Genomic DNA, 21,697 nt, shown 5'->3' with positions numbered 1-21,697 from the left:
CAGATCCACGATCAGGCCTCGGCCAGAGAATGTTGCCAGCATCAATCTAGAGCACGCAGGTAGCGAATGGGGCGACCGCCGGCAATCCGGTCGGCCGCTGTGGCTATGGAATTGGCGTCGATGCCGAAATGCCCGTAAAGATCGCCGATCGTGCCCGACTGGCCAAAATGCTCGACGCCGAGACTACGCGTGCGATGGCCGTAGACCGAGCCCAACCAGCCGAGCGCGGCCGGATGGCCGTCGGTGACGGCGACGATGGCGCAATGCGCCGGAAGGTCGGCAAATAACCTTTCGACATGGCTCCTGGCATGAACAACGCCGCGTTCGCGTGCCCGGCTCGCGGCAGTCCAGCCTGCGTTCAGCCGATCGGCCGAGGTCACCGCCAGGAGACCGACATCGCGACGGTCCTCCGCCATAATGCCGATAGCCTCGATGGCTTCCGGCGCAACCGCGCCGGTATAGGCAACAATTACTTCGGCATTAGGACCCGGATGCCGCAGCCAGTAGCCGCCGTCGATGATCTCCTGCTCGAGTACGGGCGTCACGCTACGCGTGATCTGCTCGACCGGGCGCGTCGAGAGCCGCAGATAGACCGAGCCGCCGGTCTCGTCGCGCAGCCAGGTGCGGTCCGACTGCACGGCGTCGCCGTCGCGCTGCATATAATCCAGGGCAAAGCGCATGATCACGCCCAACTCGTCGACGAAGGCCGGCTCGTAGGCGGCAAGCCCGTCTTGCGCTATGCCGATCAACGGTGTGGCGATCGACTGATGCGCCCCGCCTTCCGGCGCCAATGTGACCCCCGAAGGCGTCGCGACAAGGAGGAAGCGCGCGTCCTGGTAGCAGGCATAGTTGAGCGCATCGAGACCGCGCTGGATGAACGGATCGTAGAGTGTGCCGATCGGCAGCAGCCGTTTGCCGAAAACCGAATGCGACAGCCCAAGTGCCGACAGCAGGATGAACAGATTATTCTCGGCGATGCCGAGTTCGATGTGCTGGCCGGAGGTGCCGAATTCCCATTTCTGCGCCGAGGCGATGCGTTCGCTGCGGAAAGTGTCCGCGAGCGACTGACGCGCGAACAGGCCGCGCCGGTTGACCCAAGGGCCGAGATTGGTCGAAACCGTGACATCGGGTGATGCCGTGACGATCGCGTCGGCGAGCGGCCCGCCAGCTCGCGCAATCTCGTCCAGAATTCTGCCGAAGCCGACCTGCGTGGAGACGCTGCCTTTGGCTTCCGCGACGAGACGACCAGGGATCACGATGCGCTGGGCGTGTCGGCGCCGCTGGCCCTTTGCCGCGAACGGAACGGCATCGAGGAACCCTTGCAGCTCCAAATCCCCAACAGCCAATCCCTCGAAGGCGTCCCACTCCCGCCCGTCGCCGACCGACATCGAGGCGCGAAGGACCGCCATCTGATCCTTGGTCATCAGGCCGGCGTGGTTGTCCTTGTGGCCGGCGAGCGGCAGGCCGAAGCCCTTGATCGTGTATGCAATGAAGCAAGTCGGTCGATCGTTGCGGCGTGCCGTCCCGAAGGCCTCGATCAGGCCTGGCAGGTCGTGGCCGCCGAGATTGGTCATCAGCGCGGCGAGCTCGGCATCGGAGCGCCGCTCGAGAAGCGATGCCAGGCCCGGCTTGTCTCCGATGTCGGCGATCAGGCGCTTGCGCCAGGCGGAGCCGCCCTGATAGGTCAGCGCCGAATAGAGCTGGTTCGGGCAGGCGTCGATCCAGGCCTTTAGCGCCTCGCCGCCCGGTTCGGTGAAGCAGGCTTCGAGCAGCGAGCCGTATTTCAGGATGACGACGTCCCAGCCGAAATTGCGGAAAATGTTCTCGAAGCGTTCCCAAAGGCCTTCGCGAACCACGGCATCGAGGCTCTGTCGGTTGTAGTCGACGATCCACCAGCAGTTGCGCAGGCCGTGTTTCCACCCCTCCAACAGCGCCTCGAAGATGTTGCCTTCGTCCATCTCGGCGTCGCCGATCAGCGCCACCATGCGGCCCTCGGGCATGCTTTCGTCGCGGGCGCTGAGATAATCCTGCACAAGAGAGGCAAACAGCGTCTGCGCGACGCCGAGCCCAACGGAGCCGGTCGAGAAATCCACGTCGTCGACATCCTTGGTCCGCGACGGATAGCTTTGCGCGCCACCGAGGGCGCGAAACCGTTCGAGCTTCTCCCTCGTCTGGTTCCCAAGGAGATACTGGATAGCGTGGAATACCGGCGAGGCATGCGGCTTCACCGCAACGCGGTCGTGTGGCCTCAGCACCGAGAAATAGAGCGCGGTCATGATCGTCACCAGCGAGGCCGAGGATGCCTGGTGCCCGCCGACTTTTAGGCCGTCGGTGCTTTCGCGCAGATGATTGGCGTTGTGGATCATCCATGCCGACAGCCAGAGCACCTTTTTCTCCAGCGCCGAAAGTGCCTCCAGTTTTTGCTTGTCCATTCTGCAAGACTCCCGGTTGCGATCGCCGCAATCATAGGGCTGACCAAAAACCGATTGTCGCTAAACTTGCATGAGATTGGCAGCTGAGTTAGCTGTTTTCGCCAACATCGACGACAGGAGTGACGTTTCGTGCCAAAAAGCCGACTGGACGATATCGACCGGAAGATCATCGCCGCGCTGCAGGTCGATGGCAGGATGACGGCGCAGCAGCTTGCCGACCAGGTCGGCCTTTCGGCCTCGCCCTGCGCCCGCCGGGTCCGCCTGATGGAGGATATGGGCGTCATCACCGGTTACGCCGTGCTGATCGACCAGGATTTGGTCGGCCTGCCAATCTCGGTGTTCGCCTCAATCAAGCTGGAACGCCAGCGCGAGAACGAGCTGCAGCGGTTCAATGCGGCGATCGCGCGCTGGCCGGAGGTGGTCGATTGCTATCTGATGACCGGCCAGCGCGACTATCTGCTGCGTGTCGTGGTGCGCGACCTGCACGCCTATGAGCGCTTCCTGAACGAAAAGCTGACCCGGCTCGACGGCGTCGCCTCCATCGAATCCAGCTTCGCGCTTGCCCAGATCAAGCGATCGAACCGGCTGCCGGTAGAGGCATGACCTTTGCGCGTTGGCAGGTCATTCACTCAATTCCATGGTTGCCGCAAGTTCTGGGAGAGCATGATTTCAGCCGGTCGCGAGTGGCGCTGTGGAGCCTTGATCAAAGTTTTGGCCGATAGAGATGGCTGCGCCCCCGCGGATGGTGTCCGGTGAGGCGAGCTGTCCGATTGCACTTTCGGCCCAAAGCACAGGCTCCGTTATGCGGTAGAATTGTCGCGTCGCGCTCAAGGCTGATGGGCTGACATCAACCATCAGACCGATGATTGTCATATCATCATGTGCGAGCGAAGGCCCGAGCTGCGTCGGACTCCAGCCAATCGATGCGAGGCGGTCGAACCAGTACTCCTCGCACACGATTGTCAGATTGCTGATATGTCGCTGAATACAGAATTCCAAAATTCCGCAGTAGATTACGCCGGCTGCCTGGCAAGGTCGGCCGGGCTCACGAAGATTCCGCGCCACGAAGAACCTGGTCCATTCAAAGATATTGGATCGGCGCGGAACGCCACCGTCGGCGAGTTGCGGAAAGGTTTCGCTCATCAGATGTGGCCGAAGGCTCGGCACGAAACGGGATCCGGCAACAACGCCTCTTCCTGGCTGGATGCCGAGCAGATAAATCGCTTCTGGAGTATCGAACGAGTCTATCTCGCGACCGTCGGGGCGTCTCAACTCGTGCCATCCACGTTCATCGACATAGATTTCATGCCGCAGGCGAAAGTAGCTGTCGAGATCGCCTCGATAGGCAAAGCTGTTTGACGCGTCGACGACATGGACCTGAATCATTGCGGTTCCTCGAGATGGAACCCCATCCGACCACGCGACGATTGCCCAGGAAATACCCAGATATGGGGATGGATCAAAGTTCGATTTCGTGCCTGCGAAAAGCCTCGACGATCGCGTGCACAACGTTGGCGGTGCTGAGCTTCTGCTTGATGTTGCGCAGGTGGGTCGTCACAGTGTTTTCCGAGATGCCAAGTATTCGGGAAACCTCCCATGCGGTCTTTCCTCCCGCGACCCACTGCAGGATTTCACGTTCTCGTTGGGAAAGCTTTTGTCTCGGCCGCCTGCGCGAGTTGCCAACGAGTCGTTCGGCAGCCGAGTAGGCATGGCGCGCAAGGGCATGAATGGTACGGCGCACCGCCGGCGCCAAGTCAATTTCGCTTCCAGCAACTGTTACGCAGGCCGGATCGCCAAACGCACTCTGGATTGGGATGCAGATACCGTCGCAAAGACCAAACTCTTTCGCTTCATCCATCACCCTCCTGGCATTGCTGTTCGTCAAGTCGTGATAGACATCCCTCCAAAGGAAGGGCCCGATCGCACCACGGCACAAAGCAGCGCAAGGGTCATGACGATAGTGTCCGGCAGCCATGTAGTGGTCGTACCATTCCTGCGGCCAACCGTTCACAAGGATGTGTTCATTCAGGGACCCGGTGTCCTGGCGTGGCAATTCGGTGACGAGACAGGCTGCGTAGCCGTGACGTTCGATGCTCTTGCGCAGTTGCCGAATGATTTCTGTGGCGCTGGTTGCACGATCAATCTGCGCGGTTGCTTCAAAAATTTGTATTAGCTCATTTTGCAAAACGCTCCCGTGAACCGCAGCCATTGCACGTCCTTTCAATGTACTGAGACAAAGAAACAATAAGAAACTTAGGTCCGACCGCAACCTGCGCCATGACGTTTGACTACTATAGTAGGTGGCACTAAAGGGCGCGTTCTGACTGCCTCGCCGCATGAGGCTGAGGTCTGTTTTTGCTCGCAATCTGAGGTTGCTGCGCCAAGGCACGGGCTTGTCGCAGGAGCAGCTCGCGGACCTTGCCGGCCTCGATCGCAACTATGTCGGCAAGCTCGAGCGGGAGGAAAACTCACCGACCGTCGATACGCTGGAGGTACTGGCGTTGGCATTGCAAGTTGACGTGGAGCAGCTCATCCGTCGAAATTCGCCATGATGCACTGGCCAGCAGGCCGCCGAGAGCATCAGGATTTTCCCTTGCGCCGCTCACGCGGCGCCACAGCACAATCCAGCTGGGGCCCGGGCGTTTTTGCCGGGGCGTTTCGTCAGCTCCTCGATGTCGACGCTCAATGCGGTGGCAAGCTTTGCGAGCGACAGGAGTGTGGGATTGCGACGGCCGGCCTCGAGACCACTCAGATAGGCGCGCGTGAATCCTGAACGGAACGACAGTTCCTCTTGAGAGAGGGCCTGTGCGCGCCGAATCCTCTGTACGTTGAGGCCGACAACCAACCGTAGGTCCATGACGGCATGGTCGTCGCTGCGCACACTTTAGGACGACACACTATAATGAACATTCGTCATTGACAGGCACGGCCATTGCTGCTTTTCTCATCATATTAAGGAACGCCATTCCGAAATAAGGAACGTCAGTGACAGGAAATCTTTCGTTGGAACGTGGGCTTGCGGTTCTCAATGTCCTCAAGGAAGCGGACGAAGCTGTCGGAGTGCGCGACCTCGCCCGCCGGCTTGAGCAGAGTGCTCCCGCCGTGCAGCGAATTCTGAATACCCTGGCAGAGCAGGGCTATGTCGAGCAGTCGCCAGACTCGCGGCGCTACCGGCTGGGTCACTCCGTGCTGGCGCTGGCGCGGAAGGTCCTGGGCAGAGATCGCCTGGTTGGTTTGGCTGAAATCGAACTGCAGGCGCTGGCCGCCGAAGGGTGCTTCAACGCATTCCTCGGTATCAGGCGGGGCAGCTGCGGAATTTATCTCTTGACAGTGCAAAGCAAGAGTCCGGTCGTCATTCGTTCTTCACCTGGCGAGACCTTCCCCTTGCATTCCACCGCGTTGGGTAAGGCGCTCCTGATGGAGCTGAGCGGCGAGGCGGTCATTGGGATTCTTGGACGAGGTCCACTGGAGCAGGTTGCCGTACGCACAGTCACCGATCCGCACAAGCTCGTTGCTCAAATCAGGGCGTCCGAGCCCATTGGTTACACAACATCCCTGGACGAGAACTTTACCGGGCTGATTGCGGTCGGCGCACCGCTTCGCGATGCATCAGGCACAATCATCGCGGCTATAAGTGCGGCCTACCCCCGGTCAGTGGGACCGCATGTGGAGATCGCTGAGATTGGAGAGGCAGTAATGGCGGCTGCGGCGCGCATTTCCACCGGCCTCGGCTTTCTGGAAGCAAAACAGGCTCGGGATTCCCATCATGCTGCTTAACGAAGCGCGCCTGAAACAATGCATGTCGGCAGTCGGGCTTGACGCAATTATAGCGACTGCCCCGGAAAACGTGACCTATATGAGCGGCTTCTGGGCTCTGCCGCAATGGATCCGTCGCGGCCCGCAGGCTTATGTGGTGTGGCCGGCTCCTGACAAGGGCACGCCTGAAATCATCGCCAGCTCCAGCACCCTCGACCTCGTTGCCGATCAGGAACTGTGGGTAAGCAAGGTTCGGCGCTATGGCGACTTTTACGCCAATGTCGGTTCCTCGACCACCGTGGACCTCGCCAATGAACGACACCTCCAGCTTCGAGACCTGCCGAGGCATGGCGATGCCATTGCGGCTTTGGTCGCCGCATTGGAAGAAGCCAAGCTCGGCCGTGGGCGGATCGGCATAGACGAGGCGGGGCTCGCGCCAGGATACCAGGAAACCCTCAGAGCCCATTTTCCCAATGCGTCGTTCCTACCAGCCACCGCATTGCTTCGCGAGGTTCGTGCCGTAAAGACGGCAGATGAAATCGAACGGCTCGGCCAAGTTGCCCAGATTGCTGAACGCTCCATTCAAGCAGCACTCGCAGTTGCTCGGGAAGGCGCCACCGAAGCAGACCTGGCGCGTGCTTTTCATGTCAAGACGGTTGAGGAAGGCGCCCTGCCCGTACTGGGATGCATCGGCTTTGGCGAGCGCAGCGCGCTCATGAACGTCCAGCCGTCGGACCGCAAGTTGCGCGCTGGAGAAATCATCCGCTTCGACGTCGGTGGCCGGTTTCGGCACTACCGCGCCGACATTGCCCGCATCGCCACGCTGGGCGAGCCGCCGCCGCAGGCGCATCGGCTTCAGCAGGCTCTGCTGCGCGGCGTTCAGCACGCCTGCGACATTATCCGGCCCGGCATGGCAGCAGCACAGCTCTTCGAGGCGGTGATGCGTGTGGTTCAGCGCGAAGGAATTGCCCACTACGAGCGCGATCACGTCGGCCATGGCATCGGCCTTGATGGTTATGATGCGCCGACGCTCTCGGCGCGCAGTACAGACGTCCTTGAAGAAGGCATGGTGCTGTGCGTGGAGACGCCCTACTACGAAATCGGCCGCTGGGGCCTCCAGGTGGAGGACATGGTTGTTGTTCGCCAGGGCGGAGTGGAGCGGCTGACGCAGACGCGCGATGCAATCACGCGGGTGCCGTCATGAACCGCGCGGCAGGTCTTTCCTGTATTCGATGCGGCGTCTTGTTCCGGATCGATACCAAAATCGATTCTCGCGGCTGCCCGATATGCTGTGCGGAAGCGCCAGCCAATCTTAGGGTCGTCTACGATCCATCAGGAGCTACATCGGCCGCTTCCGCAGCGGGTGCTGCGCTGCCCTCGCTCTGGCGCTACGCCAACATGCTCCCTTGTGCGCTCAGCGATGCAATCTCTCTGGGCGAGGGTCTGACGCCGTTGCTGAGCGCCGAGAGGCTGGGGAAGCAGCTCGATGTCCCCAAGTTGCTTATCAAGGACGAGGGCGCAAACCCCACCTGGTCCCACAAGGACCGCTTCTCGACCGTGGCGGTGTCGATGGCACGTTTGAGTGGCGCACGCGTCGTGGCGACGGCTTCGTCGGGCAACGCCGGGGCCTCACTTGCCGCCTATGCTGCTCGGGCAGGCTTGAAATGCGTCGTTGTCACATTCTCAGGCACCGCCGGCGCAATGTTGGCGCAGATCCGCAAATACGGCGCCAGCGTCGTATCCCTGGCCGACAAGTCCCATCGCTGGCCATTGCTGGCCGCTGGTACCGAGCGCCTCGGATGGTTTGCGACGTCGCCGTTTCACAGCCCCGTCGTCGGCAGTCATCCTGTTGGGATCGAGGGCTACAAGACCTTGGCTTACGAGATCGTCGAACAGATGCACGGAGCCGTGCCGGACTGGTGCGCCTTGCCTGTTTGCTATGGCGACGCGCTTGCCGGGCTCTGGGCGGGATTCAAGGATCTTCTTAGCCAAGGCAGGATCGATCGGTTGCCGAGACTCGTGGCGGCGGAAGTGCACGGATCCTTGGCCAAAGCGCTTGCCGGGAAGGCCGATCTGGTCGCCGAGGTTCCCGCGGGTTTCGACACGCTTGCCATCTCGATCGGCACCACACGAAGCACGTTTCAGGCGCTCAACGCGCTGCGTGAATCTGGCGGCATGGCAATGCCGGTCGGCAACTTCGGCCTGATAGACATGCAGCAGCAGCTTGCGGCCACCGAGGGAGTGTTTGCCGAGCTTGCCTCGGTGACGCCATTTGCGGCCATTGAATCCTTGAGACGGGAGGGCACGATCGCGCGCTCGGACAGCGTCGTTGCCATCGTGACAGCGAGCGGCCTCAAGGATTTGGATCGTTCGACCGGCCCGGACCACGCACCACAATCGTTTCGGTCAGTTGCCGACGCGTGGCAACACCTGGCCGGGGACTGTGACCATTTCACGCCCTCTCATGAACAACGCGCGGCGAAGATGTCCTGAAGAGAAGATAGAGACGATCATGAACAGATGCGACTTCTGATCGACTGATCTCGTCCATCACTGGGCGGTATTGCGACTTCCAAAAACTATCCACGAGAGGCAAATTCAACTCGCTTAGCGAGCGGAACCTCGATTCAAACATGAAAGGGGAATTTTCATGCTTTGCAAAACACTCATCGGCTGGCTCGCAGCCCTCGGTGTCGCAATGGCAACTCAGACGATGGCTGAGGAAACCCTCAGGGTCGGCGTCACGCCGACCGGGGTGCCGTTCACGTTTGTGGACACGGCAACCCGAAAGCCAACTGGCGCGATGGTCGATCTGGCAAGTGCGATTGCGGCGAACCTTGGTACGACCGCCGACTTCCAGGTAAACGCTTTTCCAGCCCTGATCCCGGCATTGACGACCGACAAGATCAATCTGATTTCCGCAAGCATGTTCATAACGGACAAGCGCAAGCAGGTGATCGATTTCAGCACGCCGGTTTACGCCTATGGCGAGGCGATGTTTGTTGCTGCCGGCGACAGCAAGAACTACACGATCGAAGAGCTGAGAGGTGAGACCGTCGGGGCGCAGATCGGCTCGACCTACGCTGACGCCCTGGAAGCGATTGGCGTCTTCGGTCAAGTCAAGCTCTACGACTCAATCGCTGACATGATGCGTGATGTGGTCTTGGGCCGCATTAAGGCCGGCTTTGGTGACGCCCCGATCGTCGCATATCAGCTTTCAAAGAACCCCGAACTGGGTGTTCGCCTCGTCGACGGCTATCGGCCGATGAAAAAAGGCGAAGTCGCGTTGGCGGTTGCCAAGGAAAATCCACTGCTTCTCGAAAAGGTGAATGCCTCCATCGCCAAGCTGAAGGAAAGCGGCGAATTAACCCGAATATTTGCCAAATATGGCCTCTGAAGCCATCCCGCAATGACCTCGAAACAAGCGCCGGCTGGCAGGGCCATAGGATTGCATCGGAATGACCGGCTGTGACGGCCGGGGTACGTGCCAAAAGGAAGCCGGCCATGACCAAGTTCATCGCGCACGCAACGGAATATCTACCGCTTCTTCTTCAAGGCGTTTGGCTGACCGTCATGATAACCCTTCTTGCGCTGTGTCTTGCGACGGCGCTAGGCCTTGTCTGGGCGCTGTTTAGGACATCGGGGATACGCTGTCTCGCCGTGCCGACGCGGCTCCTTGTCGACTTCGTGCGCGGCATACCACTGCTGGTGGTTCTCTTTTATATCTACTTTGTCGCGCCCGAGATCGGCATCAACTTGACTGCGCTCCAGGCCGGTACGATCGGGCTGGGCCTGGCTCACTCCTGCTATCTCGGGGAAACCTTCCGGGCGGGCATCGAGGCGGTCGATAAGGGTCAGGTCGAAGCGGCAAAATCGATCGGGATGAAGCGTCTGTTGATGATGCGCCGCGTCGTGCTACCGCAGGCAGTCAAGATTATTCTGCCGCCCTACGCCAACAACATGATCATGCTGCTGAAGGACTCCTCGCTTGTGTCGGTGATTTCGGTTCAGGAGTTGACCATGCAGGGTAAGATGCTTGCCTCGTCCACATTCGACAACGTGACGGTTTTTACCTTGGTGGCACTGCTTTACCTGTGCCTGACGGTTCCGCTGAACCTGTTCATGCGTAGAGTCGAGAGCTATCTTGGGGCGGCGGGATGATCACCTTCAACGACGTGCACAAGTCCTTCGGCGCCCATGAAGTCCTCAAGGGAATCAACGCCGAGATCGCCAAGGGACAGGTCGTATGTTTGATCGGGCCTTCGGGTTCCGGCAAATCGACGCTTCTACGATGTGTGAACGGGCTTGAGACCTATCAGCGCGGTCGCATCAGCATCGACGGCACCGTGGTGGATGCCGCCTCACCTCAGGTTCACGCCATCTGCACCCGTGTTTCCATGGTTTTCCAACGCTTCAACCTGTTTCCGCACCGCACAGCCCTGGAAAACGTCATGGAAGGCCCGCTCTACGTGCTGAAGGAAAATAGGAACCAGGTGCGCGAGCGGGCCGTGGCATTGCTCAATCGCGTCGGCTTGGCCGACAAGACGAATGCCTATCCCGCGTCATTGTCGGGCGGCCAGCAGCAGCGCGTGGCCATCGCCCGCGCCCTGGCGATGCGCCCACAGGCCATTCTTTTCGACGAGCCTACCTCCGCACTTGACCCCGAAACGGTCGGTGAGGTCCTGCAGGTCATGCGCGCGCTCGCAAACGAGAACATGACCATGCTCGTCGTTACGCACGAAATTCAGTTCGCGCGCGAGGTCTCCGACAGCGTCCTCTTTCTCGACGGCGGCAGGATCGTTGAGCAAGGCCCGGCCAAGGAGCTCCTTCGACATCCGAAACACGAACGCACTAAGGATTTTCTTCACCGGGTCATGCACCCTGTCTGACTCCTAGCCGATGTTGGTTTGTCGCCTAGCCTGAATTCGGACCTGTCACTGCGTAGGGGACAGGCCGTCCAGCCCTGCGAGGACGACGTTTAAAGCTCTGCGGTTCCAAGGGAATCTCGTCCATGCCGTCTCCTCGGCCGGACGAATTTGCGTGAGAACAGTTGGTTCAAGAGGAAGTGAGATTGGCCAATCCTTCAAACCGGCGAGCCAGTCGGGGTTGTAGACTGTATCGGAATGACGATGCCCTTCATCTGGCATTATCACGACGGTGGAGGCTTCCGGATTCTGCCTGGCGAACCAGGCGGCGACCAAGGCTGCGGCGCCGCTGGTCGGCCCCATGAAGAGCCCGTGATCGCGAAAGAGCCCATGCGCCATGGCGTAAGCCGGCAATGCACCCACCCAATGGATATCGTCGATCATCCCATGACGAACATTTTCCGGCAAAACACTGTTACCGAGCCCGCGCAGCATGCGACGTCCGACAGGCTGGCCAAAGAGCATGCTTCGGTGGGTATCGACAGCAATCATCCTGAGATCAGGAAAAAGCTCACGAAGGAAGCCTCCGGTTCCACAAAGCGATCCCCCAGTGCCCACGCAGCCGACGAGGCAATCGATACGGCCGAATGATCGAACAACGAGGTCGGCCAGGCGCGCATAGGCAAGGCGGTTTTCCGGACTGTCGTATTGTCGAGGCCAATACGTGCCCGGGCTGTCCCGCAGGGTCTGTTGAAGATACTGGAGCCGACCGCTCTGATTGCCGTCTCCTCGAGGATCGTCGATGGCCATGACTTTGGCACCAAGTTGTTCCAGTCGCCGCCTGAGTTTCAGGTCGATGAGGCTGGAGGCCGTGACAAGTGTAAGCGCATAGCCACGCACCGCAGCTAGCATGGCGATGGCGAGGCCGAATGTGCCCGACGTCGTTTCGATGATGTGACCTTCCTGCCTGAGGCGCCCTGACGCTTCTGCCTGATCGACCATGAACCGGGCGGGGATCAGCTTCATGAGGGAAAAGCAGGCGGCGTTGAGATTAGGTGCGAGTTGGGCAAATCGCGGCGTCTCATAGGCGCGTAAATAGTCTTGCGCCGCGCTCACTGGATTAGCCCCGTTTCGGCATTGAGGGCAAACGTATGCACACCTTGGAGGCCTGCGCCACTCACCTGCCTTGCGAGTTCAGCAGCGCGCATGGCCGCCCTGGGTGCAGTGGCATCCAGAAGGATGCCGATCAATGTGCCACTGTGGGCCACCTGCACACCGCACGCGTCATGCGCCCGCGCTATATCCAAAACGGTATTGAAGGATGCCTTCGGCAGGTGCCTCTGACTGATACTGGCGCTGATGGTTGCGACACGTCCAAGCAGGCGGGGATCTTGTTGCCGGATGGAGCGGTTCGCCAGTCCCCGCAGAACACGGAACAGCCCGATTTCCTCACCATTGTAGCGTGCCCGTGGCATACTTAGCGTATTGATCGGCCGGGCACTGCTGTCCCTGAAACCTATCAAGAGAAGGGGCGGGAACTCGCCACCGAAGTGTTCGATTGTACGGCCTTCCCGGTGGGCGAAGAGGATAGGCTGGTCGCCGTACGCAATGGCGTCGCTTGCGCCTTCTGCGGCCACCGCCAGTCGCGCAACCGTTGATTGGCGCAGCGTGAGGCCCGCTGCAGCTGCCACCGCACGAATCGCCGCAATGACGTCTGCGGTCGAGGAGCCGTAGCCATGCCCTATCAGAATAGGGCTTTCGATCGTAAGCTCCCCACCTCCATCGGCCATTCCGATATGCTCGAGCGTAAGGGCTGCCGCGCGAGCCGCTTTGGTCCGGTTTGCAGGCCGCGGTCGAATCCCATTTTGTTCATGCGGCCAGAAAGTCGCTAGCGACTCTTGCGACGTGAGCGGCAGGGTTACGAGTCCGCGACAAAGCCTTCCGTTTTCCCCTTCAAAGACGCCTTGGAGGAATTCCCCATGATGGGCGTGCGCTCGTCCGACTCCTACCGCAAGTGGCAGCCTGATCGTCTCGTTGTTGATGTTGCTCGAGTTTGTCCGGTGGCCGGATCTCAGCATCCCCGTCTTTGTCACCACGTCATCTCCTCACCTGGAATTGACAGATGATGTGTATGACTGATCCATGCTGTCACTCGCCAAATCTTGGTAGTGCCATTGGCAGGCGCATCATGCAAAGATACAGACAAGATCGCCCCACCAATTAGGGCGCCCAATACTCGACTAGACACAGCAGCACTCGCCGAGCGCGGTTGGCCATGCGGACAACCGTTCCGAAACGAGTGCGCCATGCACGGTGTCTTCATTATTGTTCTTGTAAGGAGGGTTGGACTGCTCACCTGTGTCAATACTGAGATTTGGCGATAGCCCGCAGCGGCCAAAAGCGCTCAAACGCGTTTTGTCGCCAACTTGACTTTGAGCAGAGATGCGGAGCTCCATCCAACTCGCGACCCTCAATTATGCACTTGTGGTCGCGGAGGAGGGCAGCTTTCTTCGCGCCTCGCAACGCACAGGGATCGATCACTCCGCGCTCAGCCGACGCATCCGCGATCTCGAATACGCGATGGGAACGAGGATATTTCATCGCCATGCTCGCGGCGTCGGTCCAACCCCGGCAGGCGCGCGCTTCTTGGAGCGTCTGCGCTCCGTTCTGCTCGAGCTTGATAATACTCTCACTCTGGCCAGAACCGGCACCAAAGATGAACAACAAAGGCTTTCCATCGGCTCCAACGGGATCATCCTCGCCGGGCGAGCCTTGGATGCAATCATCGAGTTCGGGCAATCTCATCCCAATGTGACCGTCAGCTTGACAGAGAGTCCTTACCCTTCGCCTGAGGCTACTCTGGGTGCCACCCAGGTCGACATCGTCGTGACCTCCTCCTCCCGATTTGCCGGCGGCGCATTCGAACTGACACTGTGGAAAGACACTTTGGCTGTCGTTCTCGCTTCAAATCACTCTCTCGCAAGCCGTTCCGTGATCGAGTGGCACGAGTTGCATCAAGAGACGCTGCTGGTGCGCAGGGGCGAAGCATTTCTGCTCGCCGACACTGTTGGACGCGGCGTGCAGCTTCCTTCAATCGTCGAACATCACGTCAGTGCGGGCATCCTTTTGCGCCTTGTCGGAAACGGGCTTGGAGTCGCTCTGATCCACGATCAAGATGCCGACAGCGTTCCTCAGGATGCGGTCTGTCGTAAGCTGCGGATCGGGGGCAAACCAATCCAGATCTCCAGTTTAGCCCGTTGGCGCCCCGACAACGCCAATCCTGCCCTGCCGACCTTCATCACATTCCTGCGCGATCGGTATTCGTCCTGACAGTCATCCGACCGGCATGACCCGAACAGTCACCCGGTTTCAGAGCGCGTTGGGGCCTAGCAACGCTCTGTCTGTTGTCATGAACCGTGTCAGCATCGGTTTGAGCGGTTCGGGGCCAAATCTAACCAAGGCGTCCGCGCTTTAACGCCACTTCCTCTTCCGCCCGTCTCGCGCCGCCGGGCCGCGGTTCTTCCTTGCAAAACTGGAACCATACTTGCAAGGATGATTGAACCCCGCATCAGCACAGAACTCACCGAGATGCTGGATAGCATGCCGGCTGTGGCGCTGCTCGGGCCGCGTCAGGTCGGCAAGACAACCCTGGCGCTGGAGATAGCCGAACGGCGTCCTTCGATCTATCTCGACCTTGAATCGGACGCTGACCGCGCCCGGCTTGCCGAGCCGGAGCTTTACCTGGCCGAGCATCCGGACAAGCTGGTTATCCTGGACGAGGTCCACCGGCTACCGAACCTGTTCCAGAGCCTACGCGGGCTGATCGACCGCGGTCGGCATGGCGGTCGCAAAGCCGGCCGGTTCCTGCTCTTAGGTTCGGCGTCGATCGATCTTATGAGGCAGTCAGGCGAGACCCTTGCCGGCCGCATTGCCTATCTCGAAATGCATCCGATCGATGGCCTCGAGGTCGGCGTCGCCCACCTTGGGCCGCTATGGGTACGCGGCGGCTTCCCCGACAGCTTTCCAGCGATGGCGGCTGGATTTCATCCGCACTTATCTGGAACGCGACATCCCCTCCTCGGTCCGCGCATTCCGGCCGAGACGCTGCGCCGCTTCTGGACTATGCTGGCGCACCACCAAGCCGGCCTGCTCAACGCTGCCGAGTTCGCCCGCGCACTCGGCGTCGACGCCAAGACAGCCGCGTCCTATCTCGCCCTACTCGTTGATCTCCTGCTGGTTCGCCGGCTGGAACCTTGGCATGTCAATGTCGGCAAGCGCTTGGTGAAATCCCCGCGCGTCTATGTCCGCGACAGCGGAATCACCCATGCACTGCTTGGTCTCGCCACGCAGGAAGACGTGCTTGGGCACCCAGTGGCCGGCGCCTCCTGGGAAGGCTTTGTGATCGAAACCCTGACCGCCGCCGCCCCCGCCGGCACGCTGAGCAATTTCTATCGAACAACCGCAGGCGCGGAGATCGACCTGCTACTCACGTTGCCGGGCCAACGCCTCTGGGCCATGTCAAGCGCAGCCTGACGCCGAAGGTGGAAAAGGGTTTTCATCAAGCCTGCGAGGATCTTGCTCCGGCACGGCGCATCGTCGTCTTCCCGGGATCGGAGCGTTTTCCGCTCCGGCATGGCGTCGAAGCGATGCCCCTGCAGGACCTAGGCCAGGCGCTGCTTGGCGAAGCATAATAAAATGGCTTTGGTATTCATCCCGTCAGAGCGGAGGCTCAAAAGACCCCACTCGTCCCAGGCTCGAGGCGATGGTGAGGTCGACGGTTCGTTTGTTTGGTCTGAGATGAGGCCACCTACAGGTCCGTCAGCCCTGCTGTCCTTCGTGTTCGTCTGGCCGGTTTCATAGGGTGCGACCTTGATCGCTGGCGGACCGCAATGCTGATCTTGAGCAGATGCGGGGTGGCTCTCAGTGCGGACAACCGTCAGGCCGAGCAGGCATCAGGCCGATCGCTGCCGTTGATCACCCTGACTTCGTCTTGGAACGCATTCGGCCGAATGCCCTGTCCGTTGCCATGAACCGTGCCAGCATCGGTGCGATCAGCTTTGCCGGATCTGCGATTGTCTGGCCGCTTTCACGGCCAAGCACATCGGCATAAGCGACAAGGTCGCGATGAACGGCGGCAGGCAGTTCGGCCGTGATTTTGACCGCACGGTCATCGGGAATGGCAGAGAGTTTCAGCTTGGTCATGATGGATCCTTTGCGCCGTACGGCGCCAGCACCAGGTCGTGATTGACGATGACGCGAACCGGGAAACCAGGCCTCACGGTGAGCGTCGGCTGCACATTGAGCTGATTGCGCACCAGCTGCTGGCCAATATTGGAGGCCGAATCCTGCGCGCTTTCGCGGATGGCCTTGGCGATCTCGCTTTCGTCATCGCTGGACCCAAGCGATGTCCCAATGCCGAGCAACGTGGAGAGCGCTGCGGCACGGAACATCTGGCTCCAATGATGGTCGACCTCGTCCTCCAGCCCAGAAAATCCTTGCGCGTCTGCGCCCTGCTGGCGCTCCAGCACGATTGAAGCGCCGGTGGGCATGATCAACCGATTCCACACCAGCAGGACGCGCGACTGACCGAACGCGACCTGGCTGTCGTACTGGCCGATCAGCCTCGCACCCTGCGGGATCAGGAGATGGGATCCTGTCGGGCTGTCGTAGACATTTTCCGTCACCTGAGCGGTGATCTCGCCGGGCAGGTCGGAGCGGATGCCGGTGATAAGGGCAGCTGGAATGACGGTGCCGGCTTGCACCACATAGGGCGAGGCCTTCTCGGCGAGCCGATTGGGACTGACGGTCCGACCGTCTGGCTCGGCATTGACGAAGGCCAGCTTGCGATCCTGCATGTTTTGCGCGGCACCAGGATCGATCGGTGGCGGCCCGGGAGGCAGAGTCAGACCAGATTGGGTGTCCGGTTCTATGACTCTGCTGCCAGCACCCTGTCGTGCGGGACCAGCTCTCGTGCTTGTATCGGTGAAGAGCTTCGCCACGCGTGCGGCCTCGATCTCGGCCAGTCGGCGCTGCTCTTCCGGATCGGCGCGCGGTCCACTGACGTTGGACGCCCCAACCGGCTGGCCGCGCTGCTGGGCACGCAAGATCGGCCGGCCCAAATCGCCAGGCAGCGCGGGGCCGAGTTGCGGAACACCGGCATAGTCCTTCGGCAGCTTCTGTAGCCCGTCGGCCGTTGAGCGGTTTTCGGTGGTGAAGAGCTCGGGTGGTTTCTCGATTCCGCGCCGTCTGGTGTCGAGCGCCCAAATCAACGTGCCGAGGATCGCAGCGCTGGCAATTCCACCAACGCCTAACAGCATCTTGCGCGACAATCGCGTGACCCTGGCCGGCTCTGGCCGCAGGCGCAGTTCCGCTCGAATGTCCTGGTTGGGTGCATTTGCAGGGTCACTCACCGGAACAGCCTCGTGCCGGGCGAGGTTCGTTTCCCGTCTGCACGCACGATACGGACGCGCTTTTCGCTCGTCTTGTCGCCGAGCCTCAATTCAGCGGCGGCAAACAGCCGATCGACGACGTAGTAATTCTGGCGAGCCCGGTAGTTGACCAGTTCCGAGCCACCCGATGGGCCGATAACAAAGAGCGGCGGCATTTCGCCCTGCCCTATGCCTGACGGGAACTCGATGTAGACTTTTGCACCGTCATCGAAGGCGCGAAGCGGCCGCCAGGGCGCCGTGTCGCCCTCGATACGATAGCGAAAATTCAGTTTCTGGATGTCGACGCCGGACGCGACCGGCTGTGCGGCGGAAGCCTGCGCATTCTGGCGCCGCAGCGCAATCAGCTGGTCCTGTGGGTACTGCCAGGAGACCGAAGCCATGTAGGTCTTTTCGGTCGAGCGCAGCTCGAGATGATAGGTGCGGCGGTCGCTGTTGATGATGAGATTGGTCTGCAGATCCGGCCGTGTCGGCTTCACAAGAATATGGACCTGCTGGCGCTCCCCTGCCCCGCTTTGTGTGTCGCCGATGATCCAGCGCACCGTGTCGCCGGCGGCAACAGGCCCGGAGCCGACGAGCTGCTCGCCGGGCTGCAAGGCGATGTCGGTGACCTGGCCGGGCGCGGCATAGATCTGGTAGAGCGCGCCCTCACTCCAGGGATAGAGCTGGATGGCGTTGACGAAGCCGTCGCGAACCGGCTGCATTCTTGCTGCCTCATTGGCCTGGCTGATCCGCTGCTTCGGATCGGTGGGCTCCAGCTTCACCTTAGTGGCCTCGACCGGTTTCAACTGACCTGGTAGCGGAAGCGGTTTCGGCAATTCCATTATCTTCACAGGACCAGGCGGGTCGATCGTGCGCACGGCAGGCACCGGATCGTCATAGGCGATCTGCGGCGGAATGTATTTCTTCGATGCACACCCGGCGAGCGCTGTTGCCGACAGCAGTGCCAGGGCAAGCCCGCGTGCCTTGGGCGCACTGCGCGTGGCCGGTCTCGCCGACGTTCTTGTTGGTGCTGCACGCATCATGAAAACTCCTTCGACCAGCTGATGGCGTTGACATAGACGCCAAGCGGATTGGCTTTGAGCCGGTCAGCGTCGCGGGGTTGCTGAATCACGATTGTGAGGATTGCGGTCCAGCGCTCGCTGCCGGCCAGGTTGCCATTCTCGTAGCGGCGCTCGATCCAGGCGACGCGAAAGGAATCGGACGTAGCACGGATGACGCTGGAAACCTCGATCGCGATCTGGAGTTTGCCCAATTTGGCAAACGGGTCGTTCAAGCGTGCATAATCATTGAGTGAAATGGCGCCACGGTCTGTGGTGTAATCGTAGGCGCGCAGCCAGTTTTGGCGAACGATGACCGGGTCGGCCGGAATGCTTCTGACCTGTTCGATGAAGCGGGCCAGATGCCACGCGATCTGCGGATCGGTCGGCCGATAGTCGGCAACGGCGGGGGCGACAAGCTGCGCCTCGCCAAACTTGTCGACCTGAACCACCCAGGGAACCACTGAGCCGCGCGTCGATTGCCAGACCAATGCGGATGCAAAACCGCCGGCCAGGACGAGCGAGCCGAAGGCCATCAGCCGCCAGTTCTTCGCCTGGACGCGAGCCGAGCCGATGCGCTCGTCCCAAATCTGGGCTGCGCGCCGATATGGCGTCTCAGGGTGAGGCGTTTTTCCGTAACGAACAAAAGGGCGTCGAAAGAGGTTCATCGGCGGTCGTCCTGATCGAGGGAAACATTCATCGAGCCGCCGCTATCATTGCTCGAGTGGATCGAATGCGCGGCGATGCTGGCTCCGTGGCTCATAGCCTGGCCGCGCTTCATGCGTTTTGCCCATGCGGGCGCAGAGTCGGCATTGGCTTCGGTGGTCGGCCATTCACCGGAGGAAGCCGTTCGCGACGATTGCTCCCCACTCGCCGCATTCAAAGCCGCAAAGCGGCCGGCCTCGTAGCTGTCGGACAGGGCTGACGCGGCGCGTGACATCGCCTGCTTGACGGGTTGAACGGCAGCGCTGGCACCAACCTTTGCGATACCCGCCATGCCGGCCGCGACTGAGCCTGCACCACCTCTTCCAGATGTCCCTGCGCCAAGCTCCCAGGCGGCCGAAGTGCTGCCGGCCAGGTGTGCGCCGCCGCGTGCGGCTGCTGCCGATACACGCCCACCGGCGTTGAGCGCGCCTGCAGCACCGCCTATTGCAGCATGGGCACCCGCAGCGCCAGCCACGCCAAGGCCGCCAGCGACGAGGCTCGTGCCAACAGCGGCACCTGCGCCCAATTGCGGGGCACCAGAGACCAGCCCCGTCGCAATGCCGGGACCGAAGATCGACAGCCCCATCAGCGACAGAGCGCCCAGGACAAGCGACAGCGCATCCGTGATAGTGGGCTGCTCAGCGCCGAAGCCCTGGGTGAACTCGCCGAACAGGCCCGAGCCGATGCCGACGATGACGGCAAGGACCAGGATCTTGACGCCGGAGGCAACGATGTTGCCGAGCACTTTTTCGGCAAGGAAAGTGGTCCGGTTGAACAGCGCAAAGGGGAGCAGCACAAACCCGGCAAGCGTCGTCAGCTTGAATTCGACCAGTGTGACGAAGATCTGGACAGCCAGAAGAAAGAACGCAATCAGTACGATCGCCCAGGCGATCATCAGCACTACGATCTGGACGAAATTCTCGAAGAACGAGACGTAGCCCATCAATTGGCTGGCAGCCTCGAGGATCGGATTGCCGGCATCGATGCCGACTTGCGCAACGCGGCCTGGCTGCAGCAATGCCGAGCCTGAAAGTGCCGAGCCTCCAGCCTTCAGGCCGAGCCCGGAAAAGCTCTCGAAAACGATCCCGGCAAGACGGTTGAAGTTGCCGATGACGAAGGCGAAGAACCCGATGTAGAGCGTCTTCTTCACCAGCCGGTGCAGCACGTCCTCATCAGCACCCCAGGCCCAGAACAGGCCGGCCAGTGTGATGTCGAGGACAATCAGGGTCGAAGTGAGAAACGCGATTTCACCACCGAGCAGACCAAAGCCGGAATCGATGTAGCGAGTGAAAGTCTCGAGGAAGCGATCGATCACCCCGGTGTCGTTCATGGCGCAACCGTTTCGGGATAAGGCCGGTCTTCCGCGAACGGCGGCGTTGGCGGTTGGAGCGGTGGCACCCGGCTCGGGTCCTTTTCGATCGATGGAGCCACGTTTGGCACGATCGGGCGGGATGGCCGTAGGAAACGTCGGCGGCTTTCAGCCCAGGCTTTCCTGCAGGTGTCATCATCAATCGCCGCCATGCCAATGTCCCGGCATCGGCCAAGTTCGACTCTTGCCGGCTCGCCGCCCGGATGTGCGGAGCGCGGGGAGGACGCGTCTCGCGAGCCGTCGCCGCGCAGCACCATGAAGGCGGCGGTCATGGCGGCGCCAAGTGAAAGAACGGCTGTTATCCGGGCGGCGATCTTGAGATCCATGCGGTCTTCGCCTCAGTCGTGGAACATTCTTACGGATGACGGGCTGTAGGTGCGGCCCGTCATGAAACGGCTGAACTGTTCGCGTGCCTGCTCCTGCGCTGCTGCCCTCCTCGCCTGCTCAAGGGCGTCGGCCCTTCCTTGTGCGGCCAGCATCGCGGTGAGATCGGCAACTTGCTTGGCCTGCACGGCAAGAAGCTGGTTACCGGCTTGCGTCGCCTGCAGCACGCCGACAGCCGATTGGCTGGCGCTGACCAGCACACTCGTCTGCTCTTGTGTCCCTGCGATGTTGTCGACGGCGACGGCGCCGGTTTTCAGCGAATGCTCGAAGGCAGACACCGAGGTCTGCCAGCGCTGACGCGCACCCTCGACAAGCTGCTGGCTGGAGAGATCCGAACCGAAATTCGTGTAAGTGGAGGTAAACTGGCTCTCGATGTCCTGGACGCTATAGGCCAGCTTCTCGGCCTCGCCGAGCAGGCTCTTCATCTCGGAAAAATTGGCCTCAATCTGGCCAAGCAGTGAGGTCGGCAGCGACGTGAGATTCTTGGCCTGATTGATCAGCATCTGCGCTTCGTTTTGCAGCGAGGTGATCTGGTTGTGGATCTGCTCCAGGGCACGCGATGCCGAGAGCAGGTTTTCGGCGTAGTTCCTGGGATCGAACACAATCAGCGCCGATGCTGGTGCCGATGACAGCGCCGTGGCGACCGCAATGGCACCGGCTGCCGCCATGCGACGGATAGGGCTGCCTGCAAGAACGAAAT

Annotated in this window: 23 protein-coding genes; 10 read left to right on the top strand and 13 right to left on the bottom strand. The window is 60.9% G+C overall.

What is annotated here, in order from left to right:
• Positions 1-41: 41 nt before the first annotated feature.
• Complete coding sequence (locus NKJ09_RS17525; RefSeq protein WP_352515863.1) at positions 42-2,432, bottom strand: thiamine pyrophosphate-binding protein; 2,391 nt, start codon at positions 2,430-2,432, stop codon at positions 42-44.
• Positions 2,433-2,561: 129 nt separating this feature from the next.
• On the opposite strand from NKJ09_RS17525, the gene NKJ09_RS17520 reads away from it, so the two are divergent.
• Complete coding sequence (locus NKJ09_RS17520; RefSeq protein ID WP_352515862.1) at positions 2,562-3,035, top strand: Lrp/AsnC family transcriptional regulator; 474 nt, start codon at positions 2,562-2,564, stop codon at positions 3,033-3,035.
• Between the two features lie 66 nt (positions 3,036-3,101).
• Here NKJ09_RS17520 and NKJ09_RS17515 read toward each other — a convergent pair whose 3' ends face one another.
• A complete protein-coding gene (locus tag NKJ09_RS17515; protein WP_352515861.1) occupies positions 3,102-3,818 on the bottom strand; it encodes an acyl-homoserine-lactone synthase in 717 nt (238 codons plus the stop codon).
• 73 nt (positions 3,819-3,891) lie between these two features.
• Positions 3,892-4,641, bottom strand: a complete 750-nt coding sequence (locus tag NKJ09_RS17510) for an autoinducer binding domain-containing protein (RefSeq protein WP_352515860.1) — start codon at positions 4,639-4,641, stop codon at positions 3,892-3,894.
• A 127-nt stretch (positions 4,642-4,768) separates the two neighbouring features.
• On the opposite strand from NKJ09_RS17510, the gene NKJ09_RS17505 reads away from it, so the two are divergent.
• Positions 4,769-4,984, top strand: coding sequence for a helix-turn-helix domain-containing protein (locus tag NKJ09_RS17505; protein WP_023679380.1), 216 nt, complete (start codon positions 4,769-4,771; stop codon positions 4,982-4,984).
• Positions 4,985-5,034: 50 nt separating this feature from the next.
• Here the strand turns inward: NKJ09_RS17505 and NKJ09_RS17500 are convergent, their stop codons facing one another.
• Positions 5,035-5,289, bottom strand: coding sequence for a helix-turn-helix domain-containing protein (locus NKJ09_RS17500; RefSeq protein WP_352763109.1), 255 nt, complete (start codon positions 5,287-5,289; stop codon positions 5,035-5,037).
• 128 nt (positions 5,290-5,417) lie between these two features.
• Between NKJ09_RS17500 and NKJ09_RS17495 the strand changes: the two genes are divergently transcribed.
• The 6 genes from NKJ09_RS17495 (at position 5,418) to NKJ09_RS17470 (ending at position 11,077) form a co-directional block, all read left to right on the top strand.
• Entirely contained in the window at positions 5,418-6,209 is a 792-nt protein-coding gene (locus NKJ09_RS17495; RefSeq protein ID WP_352515858.1) for an IclR family transcriptional regulator, read from the top strand.
• A complete protein-coding gene (locus NKJ09_RS17490) occupies positions 6,199-7,392 on the top strand; it encodes a M24 family metallopeptidase (protein WP_352515857.1) in 1,194 nt (397 codons plus the stop codon). The genes NKJ09_RS17495 and NKJ09_RS17490 overlap by 11 nt, the downstream gene beginning before the upstream one ends.
• Positions 7,389-8,681 carry a threonine synthase gene (locus NKJ09_RS17485; RefSeq protein ID WP_352515856.1) on the top strand — a complete coding sequence of 431 codons (1,293 nt, stop codon included), beginning with the start codon at positions 7,389-7,391 and terminating at the stop codon, positions 8,679-8,681. The genes NKJ09_RS17490 and NKJ09_RS17485 overlap by 4 nt, the downstream gene beginning before the upstream one ends.
• Before the next feature lie 157 nt (positions 8,682-8,838).
• Positions 8,839-9,585 carry a substrate-binding periplasmic protein gene (locus NKJ09_RS17480; protein WP_352515855.1) on the top strand — a complete coding sequence of 249 codons (747 nt, stop codon included), beginning with the start codon at positions 8,839-8,841 and terminating at the stop codon, positions 9,583-9,585.
• A gap of 107 nt (positions 9,586-9,692) precedes the next feature.
• The gene (locus NKJ09_RS17475; RefSeq protein ID WP_352515854.1) at positions 9,693-10,349 is read left to right on the top strand and encodes an amino acid ABC transporter permease; all 657 of its coding nucleotides are present in this window, start codon (positions 9,693-9,695) and stop codon (positions 10,347-10,349) included.
• Positions 10,346-11,077 carry an amino acid ABC transporter ATP-binding protein gene (locus NKJ09_RS17470; protein WP_352515853.1) on the top strand — a complete coding sequence of 244 codons (732 nt, stop codon included), beginning with the start codon at positions 10,346-10,348 and terminating at the stop codon, positions 11,075-11,077. The genes NKJ09_RS17475 and NKJ09_RS17470 overlap by 4 nt, the downstream gene beginning before the upstream one ends.
• A gap of 45 nt (positions 11,078-11,122) precedes the next feature.
• Here the strand turns inward: NKJ09_RS17470 and NKJ09_RS17465 are convergent, their stop codons facing one another.
• Both NKJ09_RS17465 and NKJ09_RS17460 read right to left on the bottom strand, forming a co-directional pair.
• Positions 11,123-12,169, bottom strand: coding sequence for a pyridoxal-phosphate dependent enzyme (locus tag NKJ09_RS17465; protein WP_352515852.1), 1,047 nt, complete (start codon positions 12,167-12,169; stop codon positions 11,123-11,125).
• The gene (locus NKJ09_RS17460) at positions 12,166-12,843 is read right to left on the bottom strand and encodes a GHMP family kinase ATP-binding protein (RefSeq protein WP_352515851.1); all 678 of its coding nucleotides are present in this window, start codon (positions 12,841-12,843) and stop codon (positions 12,166-12,168) included. The genes NKJ09_RS17465 and NKJ09_RS17460 overlap by 4 nt, the downstream gene beginning before the upstream one ends.
• Positions 12,844-13,495: 652 nt before the next feature.
• On the opposite strand from NKJ09_RS17460, the gene NKJ09_RS17455 reads away from it, so the two are divergent.
• Positions 13,496-14,383 carry a LysR family transcriptional regulator gene (locus NKJ09_RS17455; RefSeq protein ID WP_352609269.1) on the top strand — a complete coding sequence of 296 codons (888 nt, stop codon included), beginning with the start codon at positions 13,496-13,498 and terminating at the stop codon, positions 14,381-14,383.
• 222 nt (positions 14,384-14,605) lie between these two features.
• On the top strand, positions 14,606-15,586 hold the full coding sequence (locus tag NKJ09_RS17450; protein WP_502901315.1) for an ATP-binding protein: 981 nt from the start codon (positions 14,606-14,608) through the stop codon (positions 15,584-15,586).
• A 441-nt stretch (positions 15,587-16,027) separates the two neighbouring features.
• Here NKJ09_RS17450 and NKJ09_RS17445 read toward each other — a convergent pair whose 3' ends face one another.
• From NKJ09_RS17445 to trbJ, 7 genes are read right to left on the bottom strand one after another with little or no spacing between them, the layout of a single operon-like run.
• Positions 16,028-16,255 carry a DUF2274 domain-containing protein gene (locus NKJ09_RS17445; protein WP_352515849.1) on the bottom strand — a complete coding sequence of 76 codons (228 nt, stop codon included), beginning with the start codon at positions 16,253-16,255 and terminating at the stop codon, positions 16,028-16,030.
• Complete coding sequence (locus NKJ09_RS17440) at positions 16,252-17,463, bottom strand: TraB/TrbI/VirB10 family type IV secretion system protein (RefSeq protein ID WP_352515848.1); 1,212 nt, start codon at positions 17,461-17,463, stop codon at positions 16,252-16,254. Before NKJ09_RS17440 ends, NKJ09_RS17445 begins: the two co-directional genes overlap by 4 nt.
• Complete coding sequence (trbG, locus tag NKJ09_RS17435) at positions 17,460-18,524, bottom strand: P-type conjugative transfer protein TrbG (protein ID WP_352515847.1); 1,065 nt, start codon at positions 18,522-18,524, stop codon at positions 17,460-17,462. The genes NKJ09_RS17440 and trbG overlap by 4 nt, the downstream gene beginning before the upstream one ends.
• Positions 18,521-19,207, bottom strand: a complete 687-nt coding sequence (gene trbF, locus NKJ09_RS17430) for a conjugal transfer protein TrbF (RefSeq protein WP_352494327.1) — start codon at positions 19,205-19,207, stop codon at positions 18,521-18,523. The genes trbG and trbF overlap by 4 nt, the downstream gene beginning before the upstream one ends.
• Positions 19,204-20,574, bottom strand: a complete 1,371-nt coding sequence (gene trbL / locus NKJ09_RS17425) for a P-type conjugative transfer protein TrbL (RefSeq protein WP_352494328.1) — start codon at positions 20,572-20,574, stop codon at positions 19,204-19,206. The genes trbF and trbL overlap by 4 nt, the downstream gene beginning before the upstream one ends.
• Positions 20,571-20,939 carry a putative entry exclusion protein TrbK-alt gene (trbK-alt, locus tag NKJ09_RS17420; RefSeq protein WP_352494329.1) on the bottom strand — a complete coding sequence of 123 codons (369 nt, stop codon included), beginning with the start codon at positions 20,937-20,939 and terminating at the stop codon, positions 20,571-20,573. The genes trbL and trbK-alt overlap by 4 nt, the downstream gene beginning before the upstream one ends.
• A gap of 12 nt (positions 20,940-20,951) precedes the next feature.
• Positions 20,952-21,665, bottom strand: coding sequence for a P-type conjugative transfer protein TrbJ (gene trbJ, locus NKJ09_RS17415; protein ID WP_352494397.1), 714 nt, complete (start codon positions 21,663-21,665; stop codon positions 20,952-20,954).
• Positions 21,666-21,697 lie beyond the last annotated feature (32 nt).

It is taken from the genome of Mesorhizobium sp. M0189 (genome assembly GCF_040322135.1).
Taxonomy (GTDB): Bacteria; Pseudomonadota; Alphaproteobacteria; order Rhizobiales; family Rhizobiaceae; genus Mesorhizobium.
Note: the sequence above shows the minus strand (reverse complement) of the source record. Positions and strands in the feature narration are given on the sequence as shown.

What these genes read in the sequence shown, in the direction of transcription:
- trbL (WP_352494328.1), bottom strand. Translation starts at nt 20,574, where the DNA reads ATGAACGACACCGGGGTGATCGATCGCTTCCTCGAGACTTTCACTCGC.
- NKJ09_RS17475 (WP_352515854.1), top strand. Translation starts at nt 9,693, where the DNA reads ATGACCAAGTTCATCGCGCACGCAACGGAATATCTACCGCTTCTTCTT.
- NKJ09_RS17500 (WP_352763109.1), bottom strand. Translation starts at nt 5,289, where the DNA reads ATGGACCTACGGTTGGTTGTCGGCCTCAACGTACAGAGGATTCGGCGC.
- NKJ09_RS17485 (WP_352515856.1), top strand. Translation starts at nt 7,389, where the DNA reads ATGAACCGCGCGGCAGGTCTTTCCTGTATTCGATGCGGCGTCTTGTTC.
- NKJ09_RS17455 (WP_352609269.1), top strand. Translation starts at nt 13,496, where the DNA reads ATGCGGAGCTCCATCCAACTCGCGACCCTCAATTATGCACTTGTGGTC.
- NKJ09_RS17505 (WP_023679380.1), top strand. Translation starts at nt 4,769, where the DNA reads ATGAGGCTGAGGTCTGTTTTTGCTCGCAATCTGAGGTTGCTGCGCCAA.
- trbF (WP_352494327.1), bottom strand. Translation starts at nt 19,207, where the DNA reads ATGAACCTCTTTCGACGCCCTTTTGTTCGTTACGGAAAAACGCCTCAC.
- NKJ09_RS17515 (WP_352515861.1), bottom strand. Translation starts at nt 3,818, where the DNA reads ATGATTCAGGTCCATGTCGTCGACGCGTCAAACAGCTTTGCCTATCGA.
- NKJ09_RS17480 (WP_352515855.1), top strand. Translation starts at nt 8,839, where the DNA reads ATGCTTTGCAAAACACTCATCGGCTGGCTCGCAGCCCTCGGTGTCGCA.
- NKJ09_RS17450 (WP_502901315.1), top strand. Translation starts at nt 14,606, where the DNA reads ATGATTGAACCCCGCATCAGCACAGAACTCACCGAGATGCTGGATAGC.
- NKJ09_RS17510 (WP_352515860.1), bottom strand. Translation starts at nt 4,641, where the DNA reads ATGGCTGCGGTTCACGGGAGCGTTTTGCAAAATGAGCTAATACAAATT.
- NKJ09_RS17525 (WP_352515863.1), bottom strand. Translation starts at nt 2,432, where the DNA reads ATGGACAAGCAAAAACTGGAGGCACTTTCGGCGCTGGAGAAAAAGGTG.
- NKJ09_RS17445 (WP_352515849.1), bottom strand. Translation starts at nt 16,255, where the DNA reads ATGACCAAGCTGAAACTCTCTGCCATTCCCGATGACCGTGCGGTCAAA.
- trbJ (WP_352494397.1), bottom strand. Translation starts at nt 21,665, where the DNA reads ATGGCGGCAGCCGGTGCCATTGCGGTCGCCACGGCGCTGTCATCGGCA.
- trbG (WP_352515847.1), bottom strand. Translation starts at nt 18,524, where the DNA reads ATGATGCGTGCAGCACCAACAAGAACGTCGGCGAGACCGGCCACGCGC.
- NKJ09_RS17460 (WP_352515851.1), bottom strand. Translation starts at nt 12,843, where the DNA reads ATGGCCGATGGAGGTGGGGAGCTTACGATCGAAAGCCCTATTCTGATA.
- NKJ09_RS17470 (WP_352515853.1), top strand. Translation starts at nt 10,346, where the DNA reads ATGATCACCTTCAACGACGTGCACAAGTCCTTCGGCGCCCATGAAGTC.
- NKJ09_RS17490 (WP_352515857.1), top strand. Translation starts at nt 6,199, where the DNA reads ATGCTGCTTAACGAAGCGCGCCTGAAACAATGCATGTCGGCAGTCGGG.
- trbK-alt (WP_352494329.1), bottom strand. Translation starts at nt 20,939, where the DNA reads ATGGATCTCAAGATCGCCGCCCGGATAACAGCCGTTCTTTCACTTGGC.